At 71.1% G+C, this 24,895-nt stretch carries 26 protein-coding genes; 18 read left to right on the top strand and 8 right to left on the bottom strand.

Annotated elements, in window-relative coordinates:
* Positions 1-73 precede the first annotated feature (73 nt).
* Positions 74-622: a hypothetical protein gene (locus tag OG753_RS10380; protein WP_405788201.1), complete on the bottom strand. Its 549-nt coding sequence runs from the start codon at positions 620-622 to the stop codon at positions 74-76.
* A gap of 250 nt (positions 623-872) precedes the next feature.
* On the opposite strand from OG753_RS10380, the gene fmt reads away from it, so the two are divergent.
* The 11 genes from fmt (at position 873) to OG753_RS10325 (ending at position 11,427) form a co-directional block, all read left to right on the top strand.
* Complete coding sequence (gene fmt / locus OG753_RS10375; protein ID WP_327261530.1) at positions 873-1,817, top strand: methionyl-tRNA formyltransferase; 945 nt, start codon at positions 873-875, stop codon at positions 1,815-1,817.
* A gap of 138 nt (positions 1,818-1,955) precedes the next feature.
* Positions 1,956-3,431: a transcription antitermination factor NusB gene (locus tag OG753_RS10370; protein ID WP_327261529.1), complete on the top strand. Its 1,476-nt coding sequence runs from the start codon at positions 1,956-1,958 to the stop codon at positions 3,429-3,431.
* 439 nt (positions 3,432-3,870) lie between these two features.
* Positions 3,871-4,254: a DUF6507 family protein gene (locus tag OG753_RS10365; RefSeq protein ID WP_327261528.1), complete on the top strand. Its 384-nt coding sequence runs from the start codon at positions 3,871-3,873 to the stop codon at positions 4,252-4,254.
* Positions 4,251-6,692, top strand: a complete 2,442-nt coding sequence (locus OG753_RS10360; protein WP_405788199.1) for a hypothetical protein — start codon at positions 4,251-4,253, stop codon at positions 6,690-6,692. Before OG753_RS10365 ends, OG753_RS10360 begins: the two co-directional genes overlap by 4 nt.
* A gap of 14 nt (positions 6,693-6,706) precedes the next feature.
* Entirely contained in the window at positions 6,707-7,351 is a 645-nt protein-coding gene (locus OG753_RS10355; protein WP_327261526.1) for a hypothetical protein, read from the top strand.
* Between the two features lie 94 nt (positions 7,352-7,445).
* Positions 7,446-7,733, top strand: coding sequence for a hypothetical protein (locus tag OG753_RS10350; protein ID WP_405788198.1), 288 nt, complete (start codon positions 7,446-7,448; stop codon positions 7,731-7,733).
* Between the two features lie 78 nt (positions 7,734-7,811).
* The gene (locus OG753_RS10345) at positions 7,812-8,246 is read left to right on the top strand and encodes a hypothetical protein (protein WP_327261524.1); all 435 of its coding nucleotides are present in this window, start codon (positions 7,812-7,814) and stop codon (positions 8,244-8,246) included.
* A 389-nt stretch (positions 8,247-8,635) separates the two neighbouring features.
* Positions 8,636-8,761: a hypothetical protein gene (locus OG753_RS10340; RefSeq protein ID WP_405788196.1), complete on the top strand. Its 126-nt coding sequence runs from the start codon at positions 8,636-8,638 to the stop codon at positions 8,759-8,761.
* Positions 8,762-8,945: 184 nt separating this feature from the next.
* A complete protein-coding gene (locus tag OG753_RS10335; protein WP_383200354.1) occupies positions 8,946-10,373 on the top strand; it encodes a DUF6177 family protein in 1,428 nt (475 codons plus the stop codon).
* A gap of 59 nt (positions 10,374-10,432) precedes the next feature.
* The gene (locus tag OG753_RS10330; RefSeq protein ID WP_327261521.1) at positions 10,433-10,720 is read left to right on the top strand and encodes a hypothetical protein; all 288 of its coding nucleotides are present in this window, start codon (positions 10,433-10,435) and stop codon (positions 10,718-10,720) included.
* Between the two features lie 62 nt (positions 10,721-10,782).
* The gene (locus OG753_RS10325) at positions 10,783-11,427 is read left to right on the top strand and encodes a hypothetical protein (RefSeq protein ID WP_327261519.1); all 645 of its coding nucleotides are present in this window, start codon (positions 10,783-10,785) and stop codon (positions 11,425-11,427) included.
* A gap of 1,199 nt (positions 11,428-12,626) precedes the next feature.
* On the opposite strand, the gene OG753_RS10320 is transcribed toward OG753_RS10325, so the two are convergent.
* Positions 12,627-13,283 carry a hypothetical protein gene (locus OG753_RS10320; protein ID WP_405788195.1) on the bottom strand — a complete coding sequence of 219 codons (657 nt, stop codon included), beginning with the start codon at positions 13,281-13,283 and terminating at the stop codon, positions 12,627-12,629.
* Positions 13,284-13,379: 96 nt separating this feature from the next.
* Here OG753_RS10320 and rpe point away from each other — a divergent pair, with 96 nt between their 5' ends.
* The 5 genes from rpe to OG753_RS10295 all read left to right on the top strand — a co-directional run bounded on the left by rpe (position 13,380) and on the right by OG753_RS10295 (position 16,492).
* Positions 13,380-14,066: a ribulose-phosphate 3-epimerase gene (gene rpe / locus OG753_RS10315; protein WP_327261517.1), complete on the top strand. Its 687-nt coding sequence runs from the start codon at positions 13,380-13,382 to the stop codon at positions 14,064-14,066.
* A gap of 124 nt (positions 14,067-14,190) precedes the next feature.
* On the top strand, positions 14,191-15,204 hold the full coding sequence (locus tag OG753_RS10310) for a sugar-binding transcriptional regulator (protein ID WP_030388458.1): 1,014 nt from the start codon (positions 14,191-14,193) through the stop codon (positions 15,202-15,204).
* A 124-nt stretch (positions 15,205-15,328) separates the two neighbouring features.
* Positions 15,329-15,550, top strand: coding sequence for a CarD family transcriptional regulator (locus OG753_RS10305; protein ID WP_189740325.1), 222 nt, complete (start codon positions 15,329-15,331; stop codon positions 15,548-15,550).
* 49 nt (positions 15,551-15,599) lie between these two features.
* Complete coding sequence (locus OG753_RS10300; RefSeq protein ID WP_405788192.1) at positions 15,600-16,046, top strand: ribonuclease domain-containing protein; 447 nt, start codon at positions 15,600-15,602, stop codon at positions 16,044-16,046.
* On the top strand, positions 16,043-16,492 hold the full coding sequence (locus OG753_RS10295; RefSeq protein ID WP_405788191.1) for a barstar family protein: 450 nt from the start codon (positions 16,043-16,045) through the stop codon (positions 16,490-16,492). Before OG753_RS10300 ends, OG753_RS10295 begins: the two co-directional genes overlap by 4 nt.
* An 86-nt stretch (positions 16,493-16,578) precedes the next feature.
* Here the strand turns inward: OG753_RS10295 and OG753_RS10290 are convergent, their stop codons facing one another.
* From OG753_RS10290 to OG753_RS10280, 3 genes are all read right to left on the bottom strand, one after another.
* Complete coding sequence (locus tag OG753_RS10290) at positions 16,579-17,046, bottom strand: group II truncated hemoglobin (protein ID WP_383204066.1); 468 nt, start codon at positions 17,044-17,046, stop codon at positions 16,579-16,581.
* A complete protein-coding gene (locus OG753_RS10285; protein ID WP_327261513.1) occupies positions 17,043-17,372 on the bottom strand; it encodes an antibiotic biosynthesis monooxygenase family protein in 330 nt (109 codons plus the stop codon). The genes OG753_RS10290 and OG753_RS10285 overlap by 4 nt, the downstream gene beginning before the upstream one ends.
* 75 nt (positions 17,373-17,447) lie before the next feature.
* Entirely contained in the window at positions 17,448-17,957 is a 510-nt protein-coding gene (locus OG753_RS10280; protein ID WP_405788189.1) for a hypothetical protein, read from the bottom strand.
* A gap of 378 nt (positions 17,958-18,335) precedes the next feature.
* Between OG753_RS10280 and OG753_RS10275 the strand changes: the two genes are divergently transcribed.
* The gene (locus OG753_RS10275) at positions 18,336-19,565 is read left to right on the top strand and encodes an IS701 family transposase (RefSeq protein WP_405788188.1); all 1,230 of its coding nucleotides are present in this window, start codon (positions 18,336-18,338) and stop codon (positions 19,563-19,565) included.
* Between the two features lie 291 nt (positions 19,566-19,856).
* Positions 19,857-21,299, top strand: a complete 1,443-nt coding sequence (locus tag OG753_RS10270) for a GuaB1 family IMP dehydrogenase-related protein (protein ID WP_405788187.1) — start codon at positions 19,857-19,859, stop codon at positions 21,297-21,299.
* 118 nt (positions 21,300-21,417) lie between these two features.
* On the opposite strand, the gene OG753_RS10265 is transcribed toward OG753_RS10270, so the two are convergent.
* The 3 genes from OG753_RS10265 to OG753_RS10255 all read right to left on the bottom strand — a co-directional run bounded on the left by OG753_RS10265 (position 21,418) and on the right by OG753_RS10255 (position 24,787).
* Positions 21,418-22,659 (bottom strand): sensor histidine kinase, encoded by a 1,242-nt coding sequence (locus tag OG753_RS10265; RefSeq protein WP_405788186.1) that lies wholly within the window; start codon positions 22,657-22,659, stop codon positions 21,418-21,420.
* Positions 22,656-24,386 (bottom strand): cation acetate symporter, encoded by a 1,731-nt coding sequence (locus tag OG753_RS10260; RefSeq protein ID WP_327261508.1) that lies wholly within the window; start codon positions 24,384-24,386, stop codon positions 22,656-22,658. The genes OG753_RS10265 and OG753_RS10260 overlap by 4 nt, the downstream gene beginning before the upstream one ends.
* Before the next feature lie 125 nt (positions 24,387-24,511).
* On the bottom strand, positions 24,512-24,787 hold the full coding sequence (locus OG753_RS10255) for a hypothetical protein (RefSeq protein ID WP_327261507.1): 276 nt from the start codon (positions 24,785-24,787) through the stop codon (positions 24,512-24,514).
* Positions 24,788-24,895: the final 108 nt, after the last annotated feature.

Here is a 24,895-nt window from a genome sequence, read left to right as displayed (position 1 = left end):
GGGGGCGGAATCGGATGCGGCGGACCGGGCCGGCCGGCCGTCGGGTGTCGGCGTCCCGGCGGCAGGACACCCCTCAGCCGTTGCGCGGACCGGGGAAGGCGGGGGAGCGGGGAACCTCGCCCAGAGCCCGCCCGGGAGCGCCCCCGGCAGCGGCCTGGGCCTCCTCGCGCACCGGCTGCGGCGGCATCGAACGGGCCGCCGGGACGGTCGGCAGCGGCCCCAGCGTCCGGGTCGTCGTCCCCTCGGCCAGCGGCTCCGCGGATTCCGCGGACTGCGCCCGCCGGGCCCCGTACCGGCGGTGCACGGCCTGCTTGGTGACACCCAGCGCCGAGCCGACCGCGTCCCACGAGAAACCGAGCGAGCGGTCGAAGTCCACCGCGGCGGTGACCAGCGTCTCGACGCTGTCCCGCAGCTCCTGCGCGAGACGGACGGTCGGCGCGGGTGCCCGGCCGTAGACGACGAAGCCCGTGGAGGGACCCGATCGGCGCGGGCGGTACACGTTGCCGAGCTGGGCGGTGAGCGTACGCAGAGCATCCACCTGCCGGCGAACCCGCTCGATGTCCCGTACCAGGAGGTGCAGGCTGGCCCGGGCTTGAGCGTCGTGGGTGGCGTGGTCGGCCATGAAGAAGCCTCTCGAACCGGTGCTGAAGGGCGGATCGGGCCGCAGACACCGTTCACACGCGGCCCGTTTTGGTCAATCTCTCTTGACCAACGCGCCACCCGTCGCCCAGGTCACGCTGTGGGGGCGTGTCGGCATATGCGAGAGGCGCGCGCATGTGTGTACGCCCCCTCAACACCACAGGTGGGCGGCCCGACGGACGCCCCATAGACTGGTGCGCTGCTGACAGCCGAGATAGCGAGGTAGTCCCCCAGTGAAGCTCGTCTTCGCAGGCACCCCCGAGGTTGCCGTACCCGCCCTGGACGCCCTGATCGCCTCCGGGCGGCACGAGGTCGCCGCCGTCATCACCCGGCCCGACGCCCCGGCCGGCCGCGGCCGCCGGCTCGTGGCCAGCCCGGTCGCCGAGCGCGCCGAGGAAGCGGGCATCGAGGTGCTCAAGCCCGCCCGGCCCCGCGACCCGGACTTCCAGGCCCGGCTGCGCGAGATCGCCCCGGACTGCTGCCCGGTCGTCGCCTACGGTGCCCTGATCCCCAAGAGCGCCCTCGACATCCCCCGCCACGGCTGGGTCAACCTGCACTTCTCGCTGCTGCCCGCCTGGCGCGGAGCCGCGCCCGTCCAGCAGTCGATCATCGCGGGGGACCAGGTCACCGGCGCCTCCACCTTCCGGATCGAAGAAGGCCTGGACACCGGCCCGGTCTACGGCATCCTCACCGAGGAGATCCGGCCCACCGACACCAGCGGCGACCTGCTCACCCGGCTCGCCTTCGCCGGCTCCGGGCTGCTCGCCGCCACCATGGACGGCATCGAGGACGGCACCCTGCGCGCCGTCGAGCAGCCCCACGACGGTGTCTCCCACGCACCCAAGATCACCGTGGAGGACGCCCGGATCGACTGGACCGCCCCCGCGATGCGCGCCGACCGCGTGGTGCGCGGCTGCACCCCGGCGCCGGGCGCGTGGACCGTCTTCCGCGGGGAGCGGCTCAAGCTGATCTCGCTGGGCCTGGTGCCCGACCGCACGGACCTGGAGCCGGGCGCACTGGCCCCCGCCAAGAACAACGTCCACGTCGGCACCGGCTCGCACGCCGTGGAGCTGCTCTGGGTGCAGCCGCAGGGCAAGAAGCCGATGCGGGCCGCCGACTGGGCGCGCGGGGTGCGGATCGCTCCCGGCGAGCGGCTCGGCGGAGCCGACGTAGGCTGATCGGAGGGGACGTCCGGGCACGGACGCCCTTCCGCACATACCACCTGCATCACCCACATCACCCGTCACGCAGCAATCACGCAGCAACCACGCCACGCAGCAATCTCGCAGCACTCGTAAACCCGGAGCACCTTTCACGTGAGCGAACAGCCCCGTCAGCCCCGTCGCAAGCCTGCACCCGCAGGCGCGGGTGGCAAGCAGGCCAAGCCGCACCGCCGGCCCCAGAAGGACCCCGTCCGGATGCTGGCCTTCGAGGTGCTGCGGGCGGTGGACGAGCGCGACGCCTACGCCAACCTCGTCCTGCCGCCGCTCCTCAAGAAGGCCCGCCAGGACGAGAAGTTCGAAGCGCGCGACGCAGCCCTGGCCACCGAGCTGGTCTATGGGACGCTGCGCCGCCAGGGCACGTACGACGCCGTCATCAAGGCGTGCATCGACCGGCCGCTGCGGGAGGTGGACCCGCCGGTGCTGGACGTGCTCTCGCTCGGCGCGCACCAGCTGCTGGGCACCCGCATCCCCACCCACGCGGCCGTGTCGGCGAGCGTGGAACTGGCCCGGGTCGTGCTCGGGGACGGACGCGCCAAGTTCGTGAACGCGGTCCTGCGGAAGATCGCCGCGCACGACCTCGAGGGCTGGCTGGAGCGGGTCGCCCCGCCCTACGAGGACGACGCCGAGGAACACCTCGCGGTCTACCACTCGCACCCCAGGTGGGTCGTCAGCGCCCTGTGGGACGCGCTGGGCGGCGGACGCGCGGGCATCGAGGACCTGCTGGAGGCCGACAACGAGCGGCCCGAGGTGACGCTGGTCGCCCGCCCCGGGCGGTCCACGCCGGAAGAGCTGCTGGAGGCCGTCGGCGAGGACTCGGCACTGCCGGGCCGCTGGTCCCCGTACGCCGTCCGGATGGCCGAGGGCGGCGAACCGGGCGCGCTGGAGGCGGTCCGCGAGGGCCGCGCGGGCGTGCAGGACGAAGGCAGCCAGCTGGTGGCCATGGCCCTGGCGGCCGCGCCGGTCGAGGGCCGCGACGAGCGGTGGCTCGACGGCTGCGCGGGCCCGGGCGGCAAGGCGGCGCTGCTCGCGGCGCTCGCGGCGCAGCGCGGGGCGTTCCTGCTCGCCTCGGAGAAGCAGCCGCACCGGGCACGGCTCGTGGAGCGCTCCCTGGCGGGCAACCCGGGCCCGTACCAGGTCATCGCGGCCGACGGCACCCGGCCGGCCTGGCTGCCGGGCTCCTTCGACCGCGTCCTGATGGACGTGCCCTGCTCGGGCCTGGGCGCGCTGCGGCGGCGCCCGGAGTCGCGCTGGCGCCGACGCCCGGAGGACCTGGAGGGCTTCGGACCGCTCCAGCGCGGGCTGCTGCGCGAGGCGCTGTCGGCGGTGCGGGTGGGAGGCATCGTGGGCTACGCGACGTGCTCGCCGCACCTGGCGGAGACCCGGGTCGTCGTGGACGACGTCCTCAAGGGCCGAGGCGCCGGCCAGGAACCGGTGTCCGCCGAACTGATCGACGCCAGGCCCTTCATGTCGGGCGTCCCGGCCCTGGGCGACGGCCCGGACGTCCAGCTGTGGCCGCACCTGCACGGCACGGACGCGATGTACCTGGCCCTGCTGCGCCGCACGGCGTAGCAGCGCACGGCTCGGCCCCGCACGGCCCGACACCCCCCGCGACGATGTCTGTCGCGGGGGGTGTCCCGTATCTGCGGTCTGCCGCGGCCCTGCCAGTGGGCGGCGGCGGACTGACGCCGTGAACCCTTCCCGGCCCGCCGCGGGCCACACGGTCCCGCACCCCCAACCGCCGCCGACGACCGCGACAGAGCCTGCGCGGTGGACGACCCGGCCGACGTGATCGCCGTCGGCGGGGTGGGGTCGTGAAACGGCGAGGGGCTGTTCCGCGCTTTGTCACAACTTCGCGACAGGGGCGGCCGCTGGGCCGGAATGACCCTCATTCACTTTGCAGACAGTAATGCCGAGTTGATAGAAATGGATCACCTGTGCGGGTGGGCGGCGGCGCCGTCGGCCGGCGGCGGGGCACTCGAGAGAAGCGTTGTGAGGAACGGGGGACAACGTGTCTACGTGGGACATCAAGCCGGCCGGCGTCCAAGGGGTCCTGAACAAGACCGCCGAAGCGGGCAGCAAGTTCGAGGAAGAGTTCACGTCGTACAGCGACGGTGTGGTCGGCGCCGCGACGTGGGCGGGCACGATGGTGCTGGGCGGGACCGAGCTGCCCAAGGAGGGCGCGTTCGGCCCTGTGGCCCAGGCGTTGCTTGAGTTTCAGCAGCGAACGGAAAGCGACCTGAAGTTCCTCCCCGTCCGGACGGGCAAGTCCATCACCGGTGCGCGCCTCGCCACCGAGGAGTACGTCAAGGGCGACCTGCAGATGGCGAAGAACAAGCAGGAGGAGTACTCCAAGGCTCCGACCGCGGAAGAGCTGAAGGGTCCCAAGAAGTGATCGACGTCGGGAAGATACCGACCTTCACCGGCAACCTGGACACCCTGGAGACGCACGCGGCCGCGCTCAAGACGACCGCCTCCAGCATCCGGGGCACCGGCAGGGACGTGCACAACGCCTTCCAGGCGCTGGATCCGGTCTATGACGCCCCCGAACAGGGGGAGTTGCTCAACTCGACGATTCCCGTGCGGGACAAGGCGGACGCGTTCGCGACGAAGCTGGAGTCCGTCAGCGGGGCGCTGACGGGTTTCGCGTCGACCGCCCGCCCGCTCGTGGCCAAGATGAAGCAACTCCGCATCGACGCCGAGAAGTTCGTCGCGGACAACAAGGACGACGAGGACTGGCAGCAGGACCAGGGCAAGATCGACGAGAACGCGCGCCTCGTCCGTGAGGTCGGCGTGACGTGGGTGGCGTTCCAGGGCGTCGAGCGCGACGCGGCCAACAAGATCACCACGCTGGTGGGCGGCACGCACTTCGTCGTCGACGACGGCTCCCACAAGGCCGGCATGTACGGCTTCAAGGAGAGCGACGTCAAGGACGCCAAGGAGACGCCTTGGGGGACGGCCGACGAGCGCGAGTACACGGGCCTGCGGGCCGCGTGGGAGTGGACGAAGGACAAGGTCGGCAGCGGCCTGAAGGGCTTCTTCGTCGACGGCGTCTGGGGCACCCTCAAGGGCCTCGGCAACATGGTCAACGTGTTCGACATGGACACTCTCAAGAAGACCTGGTCGGGCATCGGCGACGTCTTCGAGGGTGTCAGCGGCTACCTCCTCACGCCGTGGGACTGGGTGATGGACAAGACGCTCGGCCCGGCCGACCACACCGAGCGCGAGAAGAACAAGGCGGCCCTGCGCAACTTCGGCAAGTCGCTGGTCGCGTGGGACGAGTGGGGCAAGGATCCGGCGCGGGCGGGCGGGACGGTGGTGTTCAACATCGTGACCATCGGCGCGGGTTCGTTCCTCAAGCTCGGCAAGGCCGGAAAGCTGGGCGTGGGCTCGGAGATCGCGACCGTGGTGGGCAAGGCGGGCGTGCTCGTCGACCCGATGAGCTACCTCGGCAAGGCCGCGAACCTCACCAAGATCAAGGTCGGCGACCTGATGGAGGGCCTGAAGGCGAGCAGGGCGGGCGTGGACGACATGGCCCGCACCATGCCCGACGGAACCTCCCCGCACCCGGCCGACACCACCGCACCCCCCGCAGGCGCCGGCGATAGGACGCCGCCCGGCTACGAGTACGCCGACCCGCAGGGCAACAAGCGCGTCATCGGCCGCGACGGCACCATCCGCGACGAGCACGGCAACGTCGTCCCCGACACGGCCCCTCACAGGGAGCCGCACAAGGACGACCTGCCCAACACCCACGAGCCCGCCCCCGTGAGGGAGCGGATCCTCGAAGGCGCGGGCGGCCCGAGCCGAGTGGAGAACTCCACGGGCCACCCCACGGGCGGGGGCGGCGGCACACACAACACGCCGCCCGCGGCCGGCCACGCCGCGGACCACCCGACCGGCGGAGGCGGGGACTCGCACGCGCCCTCCCGCGAGACGGGCAACTCGCACACCTCGGGTGGCGGCAGCGCTCACGGCGCCGAGGGGCGCGCCGGCCACGACCCGGCGGGGGGCCACGGTGGTGGGGGAGGCCATGGCGGCAGCCCGGACACTCCGGAAGGCGGGGGCGTCACCGACGGGCCGTCCTCGGGCGGAGGAGGCGGCACTGGTGACGGTCCGGGAAGCGGCTCCGGTCACCCTGACCGGCAACCCGAGGTCACTCTGAACCGCGACCGGACGGGTCAACAGCCCAGCGGGCCCATGGCGGCGGAGCGGGAGGCTGCCGTCGCGGCGGCGCTCAAGGACGTGAAGGTCCCGCCGGTGGACCAGGGCCGTCTGCTCGCGGCCCTGAAGAAGTCGGAATACGGGGCGGCCGTTGCGGAGTACATATCGAGCGGTAGATTTGCGGACGTCCCTGGGTTCAAGAAGCCGGACGGCCTCCTTTACCAGGTCAAGCAGAAGGACATGATCCCGGCTGTGCATCAGGCGATGGAGCATGCTGCAGAGCTCCAGGCCAAGGGGTTGAAGGGAATTGAGTTTGAGGTGAAGCTGCCTGCCGAGAAGCTCGACCTCGACGTACTGGTTCGTAGTGACGGGCGCATCGAGTACGGTGCCCAGCTCAAGGATGTCGATGGCGTCTCGGGCATCAAGTCAGCGGTCAAGAAGATCGCGGATAAGCAGCTAAAGGGAAAGATCGATGAAAAGACGGGCCTGCCGTACACGCAGGTCGACGTAAAGGCCGGAATCTTGGACATTCGCGGCTCGGTTACCGAGATGACGCAGCGCGAGGCGCAGTTCGTGCAGAGGGCCGCCGACTCCTGCAACGCCTATTTTGAACTAAAGTTTGATGACGGGTCCGTCACCTTCTATCCGACCAATTCCACCCTTCCTTAAGGAGTTTGCCGACCATGCTGATGCGCGCGCCCAAGGAGAGTGGCTCGTGGACCTGGGATCTGGACGACGTCGCGGAGCCCGGCCTGGAGTCCATGCTCGAGATCGCCGGGCGCATGAGTGCGGTGCTGGAGGCGCACGCCCTATTGGCGCCTGACTCACTCGAGTGGGACTGGTCCATTGCCGGCAAGGGCGTCCTCAATGTGAGCTGCAGGATGAGCATCCGCGCGCGCCCGCTCGGCGATCCGGCGTTGCCCGATCGGCTCCGCGCCTGTCGACCGACTGGCAATCCACAGGCGGACATCGGCGGAATCCTCGTACTGGGTTCGGGTGCCTGGTTCGACGCGAACGGAGTGCGGCACGGGGAATACCGTCTGGTGGAACTTCTGGTGACTTCGAATGAGTTGGGGATCTGGGCCGAAGTGTCCGTTTTTCATGACGTCTGGGGTCAGTGTGATTTCCGGGGCGATCCGCAGCCGATGATTCACGCCAACAATGCGCCGCGGCTCGCTTCCGCGCTGCGGGAACTCGACCGGGTGCTCGGGGCCACCGCGGAGCCCGGCGAGCCGACGTTCTACGGGCGGGCCGAGGGCTACGGGCTCGCGGCTCCCGACATCATTGACGGGCTGGGGCCGGACCTCACCAACGCGACTCGGGGGTAGGTCCGATACTTCAAGGCGAATGGCCGTCCGACGCTGCGTTCGAATTCTGAAGCTGTGAAGCCCTCGATAGGATGGACGGGAAATAACGGCGGCGTTGGACGAGCGATTCGAGCGCTTCGTCGGGAGGTATCTCGATCTCGTGGAAGGGTATGACACGAGCGGCTACCTCAGATCCACGCTGCTCGGATTCAACGAACCGTTCGTCGAGGCGGTTCGTTCGGGTTTCGCTCGGGCTTTGGCAGACGGCTCCTTCGGCCCGGCTGAATATGAGCGGCTGACTGATATCGAATTCCCCGACCAGGAGAATCTGAATGCCTACCTCCGGGCGATGTACGACTACCTGTTCCAGGGTGGGCCGGAGCAGCCGATGCCGCCGGGCTGACGGTGCTGTGGTGCGACGGTGAGCTTTTCGATGCAGGCGGGTTGCCCGGCCGTTCAGAGGTGTGGCTCGGCCGCCGACATGGCTGATGCCGTCGGCGAGATGTACTCCTCCGCGGCCGACGACGCCTTTCTCGTCTGGAATCTGGTGCCGGTCCGGCTGTCGTACGGCCATGACCTGGCCGTCCTTCTCGACGATCTGGTGCCCCTGCTCGAGAAGATCCGGCGGCCGGGATTCTCGGACGACGAGGTCTTCTGGGGGTCGGACACGTTCTCGGCCGAGTGGGGCATCGTCCGCAAGGGCGATTCGCTGAGGATCCGGGCGCGCTGGCACAGCATCCTCGGCAGCTACGAGTCGCTACTGGCCGAACGGGGCGATGTCGTCGTTCCTGTGGGGGAGTTCATCGGTGAGTGGGTGAAGGTTCTGCGGCGGATCGTCACCGACATCAATGCAGAGCACGTGGAGTTGGAGGACGACGACCTCTTCCGTCGTGCCGAGGCTCTGCTCGCCGCCTGAGCCGACAACAACACCCGCGGTGAGCCCACCGCCGTCCTTCCGCAGCAAAGCTGCCCCGAAGCAGGAGAGTTCGCCGACCATGCTGATGCGCGCGCCCAAGGAAAGCTGCTCGTGGACCTGGATCCTGGACGACATGCCGGGTCCCGGTCTGGAGTTCGCGCTCGCCACCGCGGCGCGTATGAGCGCGGTGCTCGCGAAGCACGACCTGATGGAGCTGCATTCACTCGAGTGGCCTTGGTTCCAGACCGGCAGGGGCGGCCTCGGTGTGCACTGCAGGCTGAGGGCCGACACACGGCGTTTGGGGGCATTGCGATTTCCGTGGACCGCAGCCACTCACCCACGCCAACAACGCACCGAGGCTCGCCGCCGCCCTTCAGGAGCTGGAGCAGGTGCTCGGCGCCGCCGCGGAGCCCGGCGAACCGACGTACTACGGGCGGGCCGAGGGCTACGGACTCGGGGCTCCCGACATCATCGACGGGCTCGGATCGGACGTCACCGATGCGGCGCTCGGCTAGTGGGCGACCAGTTCGGCGAGATCGGGTGCCGGTCCATGCGGGGCCGTCGTCTCCCCAGCGCGGGGCCCGGAAGGTCGGCGGTTCGGCGAGTATCTGCCGGCCTTCGGAAACGAACGCGTGCGTGCGCAGGTCCGCGAAGCACTGACAGAAACGCACCGAGAGATATGACGACAGGGAACACGGCATGACCAAGGACGTGATCGCGCTCACCGAGCGCATGCCCGACGCGATGAGCGTTTTGGCCGGCCTGCTCGCGGGCGGGCCGGACCTGCGGGTCGAGAGCGCCGGCGAGGGCGCAGTGGTTCAACTGTGTGACGCCGATGGCCGGCCGCTCGTATCGATCGAAGTGCCGTTGATGCTCCAGGTGCCCGGCGAGGCGGCCCGCCTGCTGGGGCCCGGCGCAGAGCTGTCGGGCGACGGCCCGGCGTGGTGGGTCGAGGCCCGCGCCGCCGCGGGCGTACCCCAGGCCGAGCAGCTCGCCGGAGCCTTCGCGGCCCGGCTGACCATGCTGCTGGGCGGCCGGGTCTGGCCGCCGGACGCCCCGGGCACCGTCGGCGCGGCCCGCCCCGTCGACGTCTCCGGCATCACCGCAGTACCGGCCCCCGCCGCAGCCCAGCCGGCCGTCGACATGCTCACCGACAAGGCTGCCATTGTCCTCCAGGACCGCCCTGTCGTCCCCATGACGAGCTGGCTCTCCGAGGTGCTGCGAGCCACCGTGGAGAGCGACCGGTCCCTGCAGATCGTCACCCCGCCGCACTGTCGCATCTCCCTGCCCACGCGCCTGCTGCTGCAGTCGATACCCTCGCGCTGGGTGGTGCAGGACGAGCGGTGCGGCTACTACGACGGCCTGACCGGCGCCGTACTGACCTGGCAGGACGACGCTTTTTCCCCGGCCCGGGACGAGAACGGCGAGACGCCGGTGGCGGACGCCTTCGAGGAGGCCGGGCCCACCGGCGAGCGCCAGCTCAGCGTCTCCTTCCGCACCCTGCACCGCCCCACGGCGGACCTGCTCCTCGGCGGCGCGCTCGAAGCCGCCTGGCAGGCGCTGACCGGCGGCCCGCCGGCCGGCTGGGGCACGTCGGAGCCCGCCGGTCTGACGTGGTCGCGGCGCCAGCTGACCGAGCTGGCGTACGAACGCGCCCCCCGCTCCACATGGACCGTTGCCGTCGGCACCCCTGACCGGCCCGCCGTCGCCACCTTGCGCGTCATCCGCACCCCGGAGGGAGTGGAGGAGGACATCACCCTCACCGTGGGCTACGGCCCCGATGAGGAGCTCCCGATGGAGGCGCTGCCGGGGCTGGCGGGCGAGCTGGTGACCCGGTACGGACTGCAGACCATGCTGTGCCAGCTGCGCGAAGCCCGCCGGGACTTGAGCGCCCCGCCCCACTACGAGAACCCGCCGCTGCCGTACGCGTTCGTACTCGGCCCCACGGAGGTCCAGGAGGCGGGGCGTGACAGGGCGAGCAGGACGCCGCTCAAGGAACGCCCGGTGCGGCTGGGCCCGAGCGTCCGGCCCGGTTTCTACTACGCGCTCGGCGACGGCCGGACCGCTGAGAGCTGGACCGCTCTGGAGCAGCTCCTGCGCCACCTGCGCGGCGCGCCGCCCGCCTAGTCGGCCCGGGCCGGGTGGCGAGCGTAGGTCCGGTCCTCGTCATCAAAGAAGATGATTCAGTGGACGCGAATTTCAGAAATTTCTTCAGAGCGCATCTGAGCCTCGAAGAGGGCTATGACGTGAGCGGTTATCTGAGGCCCACTTTGCTGAGCTTCAGTGACTCTTATGTGGAATTGATCCGCTCGGGATTCGATCGGATCATTGCGGACGATTCCTTCGGGCCGGCCGAGTATGAGCAGCTGACTGATATTGAATTTCCTGACACCGAAACCCTGGATACGTATCTCCGGGCCCTTTACGGCTATCTGTTCAACGAGGCGCCGGAGCAGCCGATGCCGCCGGGGTGACGGCGCAAGGGGCTTGGGATTGCCGCGTCAATGCCGTTGAAGTGTAAGGAGGTTCGTGGGCCATGCTGATGCGGGCGCCGAAAGAGAGCGGCTCGTGGGTCTGGGATCTGGATGATGTGCCGGAGCCGGGTCTGGAGTTCGCGCTCAAGACCGCCGGCCGTATGAGCGCCGTGCTGGAGAAGTACACCTTGCTGGTGCCGTCCTCACTTGAGTGGGACTGGTTCCAGACCGGCCGGGGCGGCCTCGGTATGCACAGTCGCCTGAGCCTCGTGACGCGATCACTCGACGATCCGGCACTGCCCGATCGGCTCCGCGCCTGTCGGCCGACCGGTTATCCGCAGGCGGAGATCGGGGGGATCACCGTGCTGGGATCGGGCGTCTGGCTCGATGCCGACGGTGAACGGCACAGGGAGTACCGGCTGGTGGAACTCTTCTTGGCGTCCGACCGGACGGGCCTCTGGGCCGAACTGTCCGTGTACCACGACGTCTGGGGGCACTGCGATTTCCGGGGCGAGCCGCAGCCGGTCATCCACGCCCACAACGCACCCCGGCTCGAGTCGGCCCTGCGGGAGCTCGACCAGGCGCTCGGAGCGGCGGCGGAGGCCGGCGAGCCGACGTACTACGGACGAGCCGTGGGCTACGGGCTCGCGGCTCCCGACCTCATCGACGGCCGCGGACCGGACCTCACGGACGCGACGCGCGGCTAGGCGCTCGACGGGCGGACCTGGCGGGGCGCGGGGTGGCTTCTGGGGCGGCGGGAGCCGCTGGGGCGGTGGTCTGGGATGTGTATGGGGGTTTCCCGTCAGTCTCATCGTCTCTCCGTGTCGGGCCGGCCCCTCAAGGGCGCTCCCTACGGTCGCGTCGCTGCGCGATGGCCTGCGGCCACCCTTGACCGACCGTCCCGCCCCGGACATACGAAGACTGCCGGGAAACCCCCAAAGGAACGGGCCGGGCCATCAAGACAGGGACGGGGCGGCCGGAGAAGCCCTGCCCTGTCGGGGGTGAGGCTTCTTCCCGAGACGGGGCCCATGCAGCCCAGGGCCCGGGTCGGGGGAGGCGCGTCCGATCGCTACGCGCTCCTCACCTCTCAGCGTCTCCAGACCGTCTTGGGCTGGACATAGGCCGCCCACGGCCTCGGTTCCTCTGCCGAGATGCGTCCGGCCACCGTCCGTGGCCGGTCATAGGCCGCCCAGGACGCCCCAGCGCTCCTCATTGAGGGCGTCTCGACGCTGTCTGGGGTGGAAAGACGCCTGACAGCGGCCATTTCGTCGTGGAGTGGGGTCAGCGAGAGCGGACCGCTCGAATCGCCGACCGTTTGCCCCAATTACCCCTGTTTGGGGGTGGGTTTGTGGTGTCACTTGTGCACTGACCCGGATCCACGACGGAATAGCAGAGGCATCAGCCCCTGCCGGCCGTCGGTCGCGGTCCTGGAGAAGCGCGTAGCGATCTGAGGCGGCTTATGCCGAGCCCCAGACGGTCGTCGGACGCACCTCGCGAGACAGACCGGGACCATGGGCGGCCTATGTCCAGCCCAGGACGGGCTGGAGACGCTGAGACGTGCGGAGCGCGTAGCGATTGGACGCGCTTCCCCCGACCCGGCCGGTGTGTGGCATGGGCCCCGCCTCGGGAAGAGGCCTCACCCCCGACCGGGCAGGGCTTCTCCGGCCGCCCCGTCCTTGGAAGCTCGGACCGGCTCGTTCTTTTGGGGGCTTCCCGGCAGTCTTCGTATGTCCGGGGCGGGACGGTCGGTCAAGGGTGGCCGCAGGCCATCGCGAAGCGACGCGACGAAGGAGCGCCCTTGAGGGGCCGGCCCGACACGGAGAGACGATGAGACTGACGGGAAACCCCCATACGCATCTCTGACTCCCGACTGCTCGGATCCTGCCACCCCCGAGACACCCCGCGCCTATCGCGCCGCCCCGCCCCTCACTCCGCAACCCTGCCGCGCCCCGGAAGGGGGAGAGGCCTTGAGGGCTGCCGTCGCGGTGTTCGCGCGCACCGGCCCTCCCGGCCGATGAGCTGCGGCAGGATGCTCTGGGACCCGACGTCGGAGAAGACGCGGCGTCGCCGCCCGGTAGGACCGCGCGGCGACGCCGCCCAGCAGGACCGCGGCGTACGGCTGCCCCGGCGTGAGGGCGTCGAGCCACCGCGCGAGCGGTAAGGAGGCGAAGAGCGCTGCCCGGGCGAGGTCGGCGGTGATGAGGGCGCGGCCGGTGCGCAGGCGATCGACCCCGGCTCCGGCGGGCAGGCCGATCAGCAGGAAGGCGAGGGTGGAGAGCGCGGCGGGGGTGCCGAACTGGGTGGGGCTCGCGTCGAGGGCGGTGAGGGCGAGCAGGGGGACGGCCACGTGGCCGGTGTTGGTGCCGAGCCGGCTGAGGGTGGCGGCGCCGAAGAGGGTGCGGAAGTCCGGATTGCGCCAGGGGGAGTCGGTGCGGGAGGGAACGGTGTCTGCTCCTGAGGTTCGGACGGGTGCCGTGCGGCCCGCCCGGGGGTGGCGCTCCGGGCGCCGGCGCGAAGCCAACGTCATGGACAGGACCGCACCGAAGCCGATCTCGAAGAACAAGTTAAATGTTCCCCGTGATCATTTAAGCACTGCTACGTGAGCTGTGACTTGCGGGGTCGTGGCCGGAACAGGCCGCAGGCATGGCAGGCTTGGGGCATGGCCGCTCAGATTTATCCCAGCATCCTGTCCGCCGACTTCGCCCGACTCGCCGAGGAGGCGAAGGCCGTCGAGGGAGCCGACTGGCTGCATGTCGATGTCATGGACAACCACTTCGTCCCGAACCTCACCCTCGGTATGCCGATCGTGGAATCCCTGAGCAGGGCCACGGACATCCCGCTGGACCTCCACCTGATGATCGAGAACCCGGACCGCTGGGCCCCGCAGTACGTGGAGGCCGGTGCCGGCTCCGTCACCTTCCACGCCGAGGCCGCCGCCGCGCCCGTGCGGCTCGCGCGGGAGATCCGGGCCAAGGGGGCCCGAGCCTCGATGGCGCTCAAGCCCGCGACGCCCATCGAACAGTACGAGGACATCCTTCCCGAGCTCGACATGCTGCTGATCATGACCGTCGAGCCCGGCTTCGGCGGCCAGCCCTTTCTCGACATCATGCTCCCGAAGATCCGCCGTACCCGTGAGCTGATCTCGAAGCACGGTCTGGAGCTGTGGCTCCAGGTGGACGGTGGGGTCTCGGCCTCGACCATCGAACGCTGCGCCGAGGCCGGCGCGGACGTCTTCGTGGCGGGCAGCGCGGTCTACGGGGCGGTCGATCCGTCCACCGCCGTGCGCACGCTGCGTGACCAAGCGGGTGCGGCGATCGCAGCCGCGCCGTGGGCTTGCGACCACTGAACCAAGGGTTGATGAACAGCTCGGTGAACGGGAGCTGTCCAGGCTGATCAACGGCCGTCGGATCTGACAGGATGAACGGCGAGTCGAGAGTGTGAACAGCAGTGAGGAGAGCGCGGTGTCTGCAATGTCGGCGGGACGGTCAGCCCTGCGGATGGGACCCGCGGAGCTGGTGCAGGCGGCGGCCATGGCCCGCCGCTTCTACCTGGAGGGCAAGTCCAAGATCCAGATCGCGGAGGAGTTCGGCGTGAGCCGCTTCAAGGTGGCCCGGGTCCTGGAGACCGCCCTCGAACGCGACCTCGTACGGATCGAGATCCGGGTGCCGGCCGAACTCGACGCCGAGCGGTCGGACGCGCTCCGGGCCCGGTACGGGCTCCGGCACGCCGTCGTCGTGGAGTCGCCGGCCGACGCCACCGAGGACGCGCCCGACCCGGAGAACCTGGGTGCGGTCGCCGCCGACCTGCTGGGCGAACTGGTCAACGAAGGCGACGTACTGGGCCTGGCGTGGGGGCGGTCGACCATTCACATGGCCGCGTCCCTGCACCGGCTGCCGCAGTGCACCGTCGTACAGCTGACCGGCGTCTACGACGCGGGCACCGCCGAACGCGGCTCGGTCGAGGCCGTACGCCGGGCCGCCCAGGTCTCGGGCGGCGACGCGCACCCGATCTACGCGCCGATGCTGCTGCCCGATCCGGCCACGGCGGCCGCGCTGCGCAGCCAGACGGGGATCGCGCGCGCCTTCGAGTACTTCGACAAGGTGACGGTCGCGGCCGTCTCCATCGGCTCCTGGGAGCCGGGCATCTCCACGGTCCACGACATGCTGACCGACGAGGAGCGGGCCCACTACGCCTCGCTGGGCGTCGCGGCCGAGATGTCGGCCCATCTCTTCGACGCCGAGGGCCGGCGGGTCGGCCGGGACCTGGGCGAACGGTGCATCACCGTGGAGGCGGACCGGCTGCGGCGGATCCCCGAGGTCGTGGCGATCGCGGGCGGGCTACGGAAGGCCTCCGCCATCGGCGCCGTGTTGAGGTCGGGTCTGGTGACCAGCCTCGTCACGGACACGGCGGTCGCCGACTACCTGCTCACCGAGTCGGCCCCAGGGCTGCGTCCGGCGCTGGACCGGGCCGACCCCGACGACTGATGCCGCCTGACCGGGCATGACGCCCCCCGGCGGCCCCTCGATGTCGCCGCCGATGCGGATGGTGCTGGAATTGAGATCCGAACGGCGGACCGCGCGGCGGCCCACGGGGCGCATACTGGTTCCAATGACAAAGTCCGCAGTACCTCGCCGCCATTTGCCGTCCAGCCCGTTCAAGGCCCCCGTGGAACAGCCCATCCGGCAGTTCAGCGTCGGCGACCGGGTTACTCACGATGAGCACGGCCTCGGCCGTGTCGTCGGAATCGAGGAGGGGATCGCTGTTCTCGTCGACTTCGGTTCGGTCCAGAAGCGAATCCTGAGCCCCTACACCAAGATGGCCGCTCTCTGAGGCCACCGGGCGATTCGCGAGCGAATCGGATATTTGGCACGATCGGTGCATGATCTTTCGGAACGTGCCCCGATCGTTGCTGCGTTTGCTGGGGGCCCTGTTCCTCTGTGTCGCGCTGGTCGGTGCGGCGGGCTGTGGCGGGGAGAAACCCGCGCCTGCCGCCGCCACCAGTGAGGGTGCCGGCGCCAGCGCCGGTGCCGTGCCCGGCTGGGCGAAGGGGATGGCCACCGTACGGCCCGACGGGCTGCCGCAGCAGGCCCGTGACGTGCTCGCACTCATCGACAAGGGCGGGCCGTATCCGTACCGGCAGGACGGCGCGGTCTTCGGGAACTTCGAGAAGGCCCTGCCCAGGCAGAAACGTGGTTACTACCACGAGTACACCGTGCGGACGCCCGGTGAGCGGGACCGCGGGGCCCGGCGGATCGTGACGGGCGCGGGTGGGGAGTTCTTCTACACGGACGACCACTACGACACCTTCAAGGCGGTTCTCCGATGAGTCTGGACCCGCAGCCGCTCGCCCCTGCGCTCGAAGCGGCCGAGGCCGCGGGCTGGACGACGACCGTACGGCTGGACCTGGACGGGGTACGCGGCAAGGCCGAGCTGATGCGGCGGTGCGGGGGTGCCTTGCGGCTGCCGGAGTGGGTCGGCGGGAACTGGGACGCGCTGGCCGATGCGCTGCGGGACCTGTCGTGGCTGCCGTCGACCGGTGGGGGGCGGCTGGTGGCGGTGACGTCGTGGCGTGAGTATGCCGCTGCGCGGCCGGGCGAGTGGGAGACGTTCGTGGAGGTGCTGGAGGAGGCCGTGGACTTCTGGCGGGCCGAGGTGGGCGGCGGCGGGCCGGAGCTGGCGGTGGTGCTGGCCGAGGGTGGGGCCGGGCCCGGGGCCGGGTCTGCTGCGGGTGCTCCGCCCCAGGCCCCGCGCCTCAAGCACCGGCGGGGCTGAATGATCCGGTGCTCCGCCCCCGGCCCCGCGCCTCAAACGCCGGCGGGGCTGAGGGAGCGCCTCAAACGCCGGCGGGGCTGAGGCCGTCAGTCCTTCGGGATCCAGGGTGGGGTCTGGCCCCAGGACCAGACCGGGATGTCGGCCGCGTCGACCGGGGGCGGGTTGGGGCCCGAGTAGATCAGGGCCATGCGGGTGCCCCACTCGATGTAGTAGGCGAACACTCCGCGGAACTCCGGGTCCGTCGGGAGGCCGACCTCGTCGGCCGTGTCCATCAGCAGGTCCACCCAGCGGCGGCGCTGCTTCTCGGTGATCGCCCGGCCCAGGTGCTTGGTGGCCATGTGCCGGTGGCCGCCGTGGTGGGCCGTGTATTCCGCAGGGCCGCCGAAGACCTCCGACAGCCAGACCGCGACGTGCCGCGGGTGGCCCGCGTCCATGCCGGCGAAGACAGGGGCCAGGATCTCGTCCTGCATGGCGTGGGCGTAGAAGGCGTCCGTGAGGCGGTTCATCGCCTCCGCCCCGCCCATCCACTCGTAGATGGTGGGTGTGGTGCTCATCTGTCTCCGGAAGCCTTTCCCGTGCCGGCGACGCCCGTCACGAGGTAGTGCTGCATCTCCTCGATGGCCGTCACGTACGGACGGATCGCGTGGAAGAAGGCCGGGAACTGCGCGCCTTTGCGGAACCCGCCCAGGTGGTCCTCGATCGAGGTCCAGCGGATCCGGAGGATGTAGAGCTCCTTCTCCTCCTCGCAGCGGGCCAGTTCGTAGTCGATGCACTCGGGCGAAGCGGCCAGCGACTCGGCCGCCCGGGCGTACGCGTCCTCGAAGGCCGACTGGTCGTCCCATGCGATCCGGTAGCGGATGTATTCGACGGTGGTGGTCATATGGGTGCGTGCCTCTCCCTGGGTGTAGGTCGTCGCCAGCCTTGCGCGATCACACGTCGCCGTGGGGCGGATGCCTCATTCGGATCCGGACTTCCTGGAGTCCGTGCCTTCGGAGACGTCGGGGCCCTGGGCGCGGACCCGCTGGACCTGGTCCAGGGAGTCGCGCAGTTCCGTCAGCCACTCGTCTGTGTTGCGCCCGACGAGCCGGACGCACCAGGCGAGGGCGTCGGCCCGGCTGCGGGCCACGCCGCCGGCGACCAGGGTGTCGAGGACCTGGCGTTCGGACTGGCGCAGGCGGGTCATCACCGGGACGGCGAGATGGGTGAAGAGGGTCGTCTCCTCGCCCGCCCGCACGCCCCAGGCGACCTTGCGGCGGTAGAGCTCCTCGGCCTCGCGGGCCACTTCGATGCGCTGTTCGCGGGTGCGTTCGCGGAACTCCTTGACCGATTCGTCCGCCGGTATGACACCGACGACCGTGATCTCCTCGCGGTCGGCGGTGACCGAGTCGAGGGACTCGTAGACGTCGACCGGCAGGCGCTCGGCGAACCACGCGCGGAGCTGTTGCAACTGCTCGGCTGTAATCATGTAATCAACGTTGCATCCGTTGCCGTCTTGATCGCAAGGGTCGCGGCGTTCGCTCTCGGCCCATCGAAAGCCGCCGCCGTATCCGCCGGAGTGTTTCCCGAGCTGCGCGACGGGTTCGCGCTACGGGTCCGCGTGGCGCGTGAGACGGGAATTGCGGCAGAGCCGGGCCCGGCCGTCGTCGGCATCCCCTCCGGTGCCGGAAGGCGGGGCTCCGCCGGCGAGCGGCCGCGGCCCTCCCCGCCACTCGTACTTGTCGCGCACCTCATTTCCGCGATCTACTGTGCCGTCGGCGACCTCAGGGAAGTCGCCGCCGGGGCCTGCGGCCTTTCGCCGCGGCCGAGCAGGTATTGGATCTAGCTGGTCGCGGGGGAGGCCCAGATGGCTCGCGCAGTCCTGGCGGAGGATTCCACGACGGAGATCTCCGAAATGATCAATGTCCTGATCGATCTTCTCTTCGAATCCTTACCCCGGCGGGACCAGCGAAACTGGGCCCGCGTCTATCTGAACGGCCTGGTGCGGACCACCGGGAAGCGGACGATCCGTAACATCGCCGGAAGTGGGGCCAGCTCCGTCGAGCAGAGCCTCCAGCAGTTCATCAGCAAGTCCCCCTGGGACTGGGTCCCGGTCCGCCGCTCCCTCGCCCAGCTCCTCGAACGCACCGCACATCGCCCCCTTGCCTGGGTGCTCCGGCCCATGGTCATAGAGAAGGCCGGGGACCGATCCGTCGGCGTCGGCCGGCAGTTCGTCCCCCAGCTCGGCCGCACCGCCAACTGCCAGCAGGCGAGCGGCGTCTGGCTCGCCTCCAGCGAAGCCAGCTTCCCGGTCGAATGGACCCTCACCCTCCCCGGGCCCTGGACCGGCGAACTCCTCCGCCGCCGCGCCGGCATCCCCGACACCGCCCGCTCCCTCACCCCCGCCCAGGACGCCGTACACGCCGTCCGGCGGATGGCCGCCACCTGGCAACTCCAGCGCCGGCCCGTGGTGATGGAGGTCGCCCACGGCGATCTCCCGCAGAGCATCGAGTCCTTCACCCGCCAGGACATCCCCTTCGTCTTCAAGGTCGACGGGTCGCTGCCCGTCTCCTTCAGCGGCGCGGGCCGCTGCGCACCGGGACCGCACACCGCCCCCGCCCGCGAGCTCATCGACTCCCGGCGCTCCCGGCGCCGCGTCGTCGAATGGACCCGGCACGGCCGCGCCGAGGGCGCCGTCACCCAGCTGGCCTCGGCCCCGGTCCTCGCCACCCCCTGCGAGGACCGCCCCGTGCCCGTGCCGTCCACCCCGCTGCTGCTCGTCGGAGCCTGGAGCGAAGCCGCCCTGCTCCCCTCCGAGTTCTGGATCACCAACATCGGCGACCGGCCCCTCGCCCAGCTCTTCCTGCTCGCCAAACTCGCCGACCGCGTCTCCCTCGACTTCACCGAGACCTGCGAACCCGTCGGCATCCGGGACTTCGAGGGCCGCTCCTTCCGCGGCTGGCACCACCACGCCACCCTCGCCAGCGTGGCCCACGCCGCGAAGCTGCTCGGCGCGCGTCCGCGGTCCCCCGACGGGTACGCCGGCCCCGTCCGGTCGGCCGCCGCGGCGGCCCGTCCCCCCGCGTACATGCGGTGATGCCCGGCGCCCGCCGCGTCACCGTGTGCGACGCCCGGTGCCCCCGCGCGCAGGGCGGCACCTCCTGGTCCACCGCCCCTGTCCACCGCCCTGTCCGCCGCCCTGTCCGCCGCCCGGGAGGGCCCGCCGGGACCAAGGTCCCGTAGGAAACGACCATCCGGACCGGTCCGTCCTGGACGATCGGCCCGGGCGGCGTGAACGCCAGGTCGTGGGAGAATGAAGTACGTGCGTTTCCTCGGCTGTCCTGCCGGGGCGTAGACGGATCCTTCGATCGACTGGGATGTTCAGCACGTGCGTTTCCTCAATGACCTGAAGCCGCCGTACGACCTGACGTACGACGATGTGTTCATGGTGCCGAGCCGCTCCGCGGTCGGTTCCCGTCAGGGTGTCGACCTGTCCTCGCCCGACGGCACCGGCACCACCATTCCTCTCGTCGTGGCCAACATGACGGCCATCGCGGGCCGCCGGATGGCCGAGACGGTCGCCCGCCGCGGCGGCATCGTCGTCATCCCGCAGGACATCCCGATCGAGATCGTCACCGACGTCATCTCCTGGGTGAAGACCCGCCACCTCGTGCTCGACACCCCGATCACGCTGGCGCCCACCCAGACGGTCGCGGACGCGCTGTCCCTGCTCCCCAAGCGCGCCCACGGCGCCGGTGTCGTCGTCGACGGCGAGGGCCGGCCCGTCGGCGTCGTCACGGACCACGACCTGACCGGTGTCGACCGCTTCACCCAGCTCTCCGAGGTCATGTCGAAGGAGCTGCTGCTCATCGACGCCGACATCGACCCCCGCGAGGCCTTCAACCAGCTCGACGCCGGCCACCGCAAGCTGGCCCCGGCGGTCGACAAGGACGGCCGGCTCGTCGGCCTCCTCACCCGTAAGGGCGCACTGCGCGCGACGCTCTACACCCCGGCCACCGACGCCGACGGCAAGCTGCGCATCGCGGCCGCCGTCGGCATCAACGGCGACTTCGTGGCCAAGGCCAAGCAGCTGCTCGACGCGGGCGTGGACACGCTCGTCATCGACACGGCGCACGGCCACCAGGAGTCGATGATCAACGCGATCAAGGCCATCCGCGCCCTGGACCCGCAGGTCCCGATCGTGGCGGGCAACATCGTCGCCGCCGAGGGCGTCAAGGACCTCATCGACGCCGGCGCCGACATCATCAAGGTCGGCGTGGGCCCCGGCGCCATGTGCACCACCCGCATGATGACCGGCGTGGGCCGCCCGCAGTTCTCCGCGGTGCTGGAGTGCGCGGCCGAGGCGAAGAAGTACGGCAAGCACGTGTGGGCCGACGGAGGCGTCCGTCACCCGCGCGACGTGGCGATGGCACTGGCCGCCGGCGCGTCCAACGTGATGATCGGCTCCTGGTTCGCCGGTACGTACGAGTCCCCGGGCGACCTGCAGCAGTCCGCCGACGGGCGCCTGTACAAGGAGTCCTTCGGCATGGCCTCCGCCCGCGCGGTGCAGAACCGCACGAGCGAGGAGTCGGCCTACGACCGTGCCCGCAAGGGCCTGTTCGAGGAGGGCATCTCCACCTCGCGCATGTTCCTCGACCCGGCCCGCCCGGGCGTCGAGGACCTGATCGACTCGATCATCGCGGGCGTCCGCTCCTCGTGCACCTACGCTGGTGCCGGCTCCCTCGCGGAGTTCGAGGAGAAGGCCGTGGTCGGCATCCAGTCCGCCGCCGGTTACGCCGAGGGCAAGCCCCTGCACGCCAGCTGGAGCTAGTCGCTCTCCCCGTGGCCCCCGGCCGTCCCTGGTGGACGGCCGGGGGCCACGTGCGTGGTACGGGTGCCGCTGCGCGCGGCCGGGCCGGATCCACCGGCCGGCCGGTGGATCAGAAACGTCAGGGCCGGGGAGGTCGGTGTGCCGAGGGAGAACTGTGCACGCCCGCGCGGTACTTGGGGATGCGCAGGGTGACCTTCATGCCCGCCCCCACGCCCGTCTCCATCACCGGGCCGTACTCGTCCCCGTACACCTGACGGATCCGCTCGTCGACATTGGGCAGCCCGATACCGGAGGAACCGCCGCGCTCCCCGGCCAGGATCCGGCGCAGCAGGGCCGGGTCCATCCCGATCCCGTTGTCCTCCACCGTGATCACCGCCTCCGCGCCCGCGTCCTGCGCCGTGATCGTGATCCGGCACTCCTCGGTGGAGTCCTCCAGCCCGTGCTTGACCGCGTTCTCCACCAGGGGCTGCAGGCACAGGAAGGGCAGCGCCACCGGCAGCACCTCCGGCGCCACCTGCAGGGTCACCTTCAGCCGGTCACCGAACCGGGCCCCGGCCAGCGCCAGGTACTGCTGGACGGACCGCAACTCGTCGGCGAGCGTGGTGAAATCACCGTGCCGCCGGAACGAGTACCGGGTGAAGTCCGCGAACTCCAGCAGCAGTTCCCGGGCCCGCTCCGGATCGGTCCGGACGAACGAGGCTATCGCCGCCAGGGAGTTGAAGATGAAATGCGGGGAGATCTGCGCCCGCAGCGCTTTGATCTCCGCCTCCATCAGCCGCGTCCGGGACCGGTCCAGCTCCGACAGCTCCAGCTGTACGGACACCCACCGAGCGACCTCGGTGGCCGCCCGCACCAGTACCGCCGACTCCCGCGACCCGTACGCCACCAGCGCGCCCAGCACCCCGTCCTCACCGGTGAGGGGGGCCACTACCGCCCACTTCAGCGCACAGTCGGGCCGCTGGCAGCCGGTCCGCACGCTCTGGCTGCGCCCCGACTCCAGCATCACCGCCACCCCGGCCATCGCCCGGCGCTGGTGGTGGTCGGCGCCCGGGCCGTCCCAGGCCAGCACCGACTCCCGGTCGGTGAGGCACAGCGCGTCCGTGCCCAGCAGCGAGCGCAGCCGCCGGGCCGCCTTGCGGGCCGCGTCCTCGGTCAGCCCCGCCCGCAGCGGGGGAGCGGCCAGCGAAGCCGTGTGCAGGGTGTGGAAGGTGGCCCGCTCCACCGGGGTCCCCAGGTCCAGGCCGGCCGTACGCTCCCCGTGACGGGCGTGCCACCGGCCGGCCGCCCAGCCCGCGCCCAGCAGCAGGACGGCACCGGCCACCGTCAGCACGGCCAGTACGGCCGGTGCGATCCCGCTCACCGCGGACCCCCCGCCCGCTCCCCGGCCACGACCTCGGGCAGGTGCAGCCGGGCCAGGGTGGCCGCCGTCCCCGCCGGTATCCGCGACCGCGTGGCCAGGGACACCACCACCATCGTCAGGAAGCCGAGCGGCACCGACCACGCCGCGGGCCACGCCAGCAGCGTGTGCGTCCACCCCGGCGGGGCCAGACCGGCCCGGGTCGCCAGGACCGCGCCCAGCGCCGCCCCGCCGCCGGTGACCAGCCCGGCCACCGCACCCGGCGGGGTCAGCCCGCGCCACCAGATGCCGAGCACCAGCAGCGGACAGAACGAGGACGCCGACACGGCGAAGGCCAGGCCCACCGCGTCCGCCACCGGCACCTGCGTGGCCGCCACGCTCCCGGCCAGCGGCACCGCGATCGCCACGACCGCCGCCGAGCGGAAACTGCGCACCCCGCGCGCGGGCAGCACGTCCTGGTGCAGCACCCCCGCCACCGCCATGGTCAGTCCCGAGGCCGTCGACAGGAACGCCGCGAAGGCGCCCCCGGCCAGCAGCGCGCCCAGCAGCTCGCCGAGCAGCCCGCCCAGCATCCGCTCGGGCAGCACCAGCACCGCCGCGTCCGCGTCGCCGGTGAGGGCGAGCTCGGGGGCGTAGATCCGGCCCAGCGCCCCGTACACCGGCGGCAGCAGGTAGAAGAAGCCGACCAGCGCGAGCACGACCAGCGTGGTGCGCCGCGCGCTCCGCCCGTCGGGGCTGGTGTAGAAGCGCACCGCGACGTGCGGCAGGCCCATCGTGCCGAGGAAGGTCGCCAGGATCAGCCCGTAGGTGGCGTACAGACGGTGCTCGTGCGGCCCGCCGGACAGCGGCACCGACCAGGTGGACACGCCGGGCCCGGTCTCCGTCCGGCTGTCCGGAACGGGCGTGTGCGGGGCGAACTCCAGCCGCGCGCCGGCCTGTACGGAGTGCTCACCGGCGGCCAGGGTCAGCGGCGCGGCCACATACCGCAGGCCGTCCACCTGCCCGGTCACCGTCACCGTCACCGGATCGGCCACGGACAGCCGCACGTCCTCCGCGACCGTCACCGCGGTCTGTTCCCGGAAGACGGCGGGCGCGTCGAACGTGGCCCGCGGGGCGCCGTCCCCGGCCCAGGCGGCGAGCAGGAAGAAGGCCGGTACCAGCAGGGCCGTGAGCTTCAGCCAGTACTGGAAGGCCTGGACGAAGGTGACGGAGCGCATCCCGCCCGCCGCGACCGCCACCGTCACCACGCACGCGACGACCACCCCGCCGGCCCAGTGCGGGGCGCCGGTCAGGATCTCCAGCGTCAGCCCGGCCCCCTGCAACTGCGGCAGCAGGTACAGCCAGCCGACCCCGACCACGAACAGCACCGCGATCCGGCGCACCACCAGCGACTCCAGCCGCGCCTGGGCGAAGTCGGGCAGCGTGTACGCGCCCGAGCGGCGCAGGGGGGCCGCCACGAGGACGAGCAGCACCACGTACCCGGCGGTGTACCCCACCGGGTACCAGAGCATCTCCGGGCCCTGCAGCAGCACCAGCCCCGCCACTCCGAGGAAGGACGCGGCGGACAGGTACTCCCCGCTGATGGCGGCCGCGTTCAGCCGGGGCCCCACCGTGCGCGAGGCGACGTAGAAGTCGGAGGTCGTCCGGGATATCCGCAGGCCCAGCGCGCCGACCAGGATCGTGACCAGGACGACGACGGCGACCGCGGTCAGCGCGTACGTCTGGTTCACCGGTCGGTCCTTCGGCTGGGGGAGGGTGTCCGGAGTCTACGCACGCCCCCTGACCCGGCGACAGGGCCGATCCGGACCCACCGGGGCGACGGGGCCGGCCCGGGCCACGGAGCCGGACAGGCAGGTCAGAGGGCCGGATCGCGGTGGTCCGCGCAGTCGCGCAGGGCGATCTCCAGCTCCACGTACGACTCCTCCGCGCGCCGGAACGCCAGCGTCAGGGCCGCCTCCGCGCGCGGCGGGACCTGCTCGCGGACCCCCTCGCGGGCCTCGTCCAGGACGTCGGCCCAACGGGCGGCCGCACTGCGCAACCGGGCCAGCAGCACCTCGGCCTCCGCGGGCCCCCCGGGCCGGGCGCGGGGCAGCGCGCCCAGGGCGTCGACCAGCGCCTGGATCTCGGACATCTCGCTCCTCCCGCGCCGGAAGATCCACGATACGCAGGGACGACGGCACCGGCGGGCCGAACGGGGCGGCGGTGCGCCCGGCGGCTCCGGCGGATCGCCGGACGCCCC

The sequence above is a fragment of the Streptomyces sp. NBC_00029 genome (assembly GCF_045160505.1).
GTDB lineage: Bacteria > Actinomycetota > Actinomycetes > Streptomycetales > Streptomycetaceae > Streptomyces.
This window is presented reverse-complemented; position numbering and strand designations above follow the sequence as displayed.

Excerpts from the sequence above, each read along its gene's own strand:
- OG753_RS10255 (WP_327261507.1), bottom strand. The coding sequence starts at position 24,787 with ATGTCCGAGATCCAGGCGCTGGTCGACGCCCTGGGCGCGCTGCCCCGC.
- OG753_RS10325 (WP_327261519.1), top strand. The coding sequence starts at position 10,783 with ATGCTGATGCGGGCGCCGAAAGAGAGCGGCTCGTGGGTCTGGGATCTG.
- OG753_RS10285 (WP_327261513.1), bottom strand. The coding sequence starts at position 17,372 with ATGACCACCACCGTCGAATACATCCGCTACCGGATCGCATGGGACGAC.
- OG753_RS10335 (WP_383200354.1), top strand. The coding sequence starts at position 8,946 with ATGACCAAGGACGTGATCGCGCTCACCGAGCGCATGCCCGACGCGATG.
- OG753_RS10290 (WP_383204066.1), bottom strand. The coding sequence starts at position 17,046 with ATGAGCACCACACCCACCATCTACGAGTGGATGGGCGGGGCGGAGGCG.
- OG753_RS10275 (WP_405788188.1), top strand. The coding sequence starts at position 18,336 with ATGGCTCGCGCAGTCCTGGCGGAGGATTCCACGACGGAGATCTCCGAA.
- OG753_RS10280 (WP_405788189.1), bottom strand. The coding sequence starts at position 17,957 with ATGATTACAGCCGAGCAGTTGCAACAGCTCCGCGCGTGGTTCGCCGAG.
- rpe (WP_327261517.1), top strand. The coding sequence starts at position 13,380 with ATGGCCGCTCAGATTTATCCCAGCATCCTGTCCGCCGACTTCGCCCGA.
- OG753_RS10380 (WP_405788201.1), bottom strand. The coding sequence starts at position 622 with ATGGCCGACCACGCCACCCACGACGCTCAAGCCCGGGCCAGCCTGCAC.
- OG753_RS10310 (WP_030388458.1), top strand. The coding sequence starts at position 14,191 with ATGTCGGCGGGACGGTCAGCCCTGCGGATGGGACCCGCGGAGCTGGTG.
- OG753_RS10300 (WP_405788192.1), top strand. The coding sequence starts at position 15,600 with ATGATCTTTCGGAACGTGCCCCGATCGTTGCTGCGTTTGCTGGGGGCC.
- OG753_RS10295 (WP_405788191.1), top strand. The coding sequence starts at position 16,043 with ATGAGTCTGGACCCGCAGCCGCTCGCCCCTGCGCTCGAAGCGGCCGAG.
- OG753_RS10305 (WP_189740325.1), top strand. The coding sequence starts at position 15,329 with ATGACAAAGTCCGCAGTACCTCGCCGCCATTTGCCGTCCAGCCCGTTC.
- OG753_RS10345 (WP_327261524.1), top strand. The coding sequence starts at position 7,812 with ATGGCTGATGCCGTCGGCGAGATGTACTCCTCCGCGGCCGACGACGCC.
- OG753_RS10355 (WP_327261526.1), top strand. The coding sequence starts at position 6,707 with ATGCTGATGCGCGCGCCCAAGGAGAGTGGCTCGTGGACCTGGGATCTG.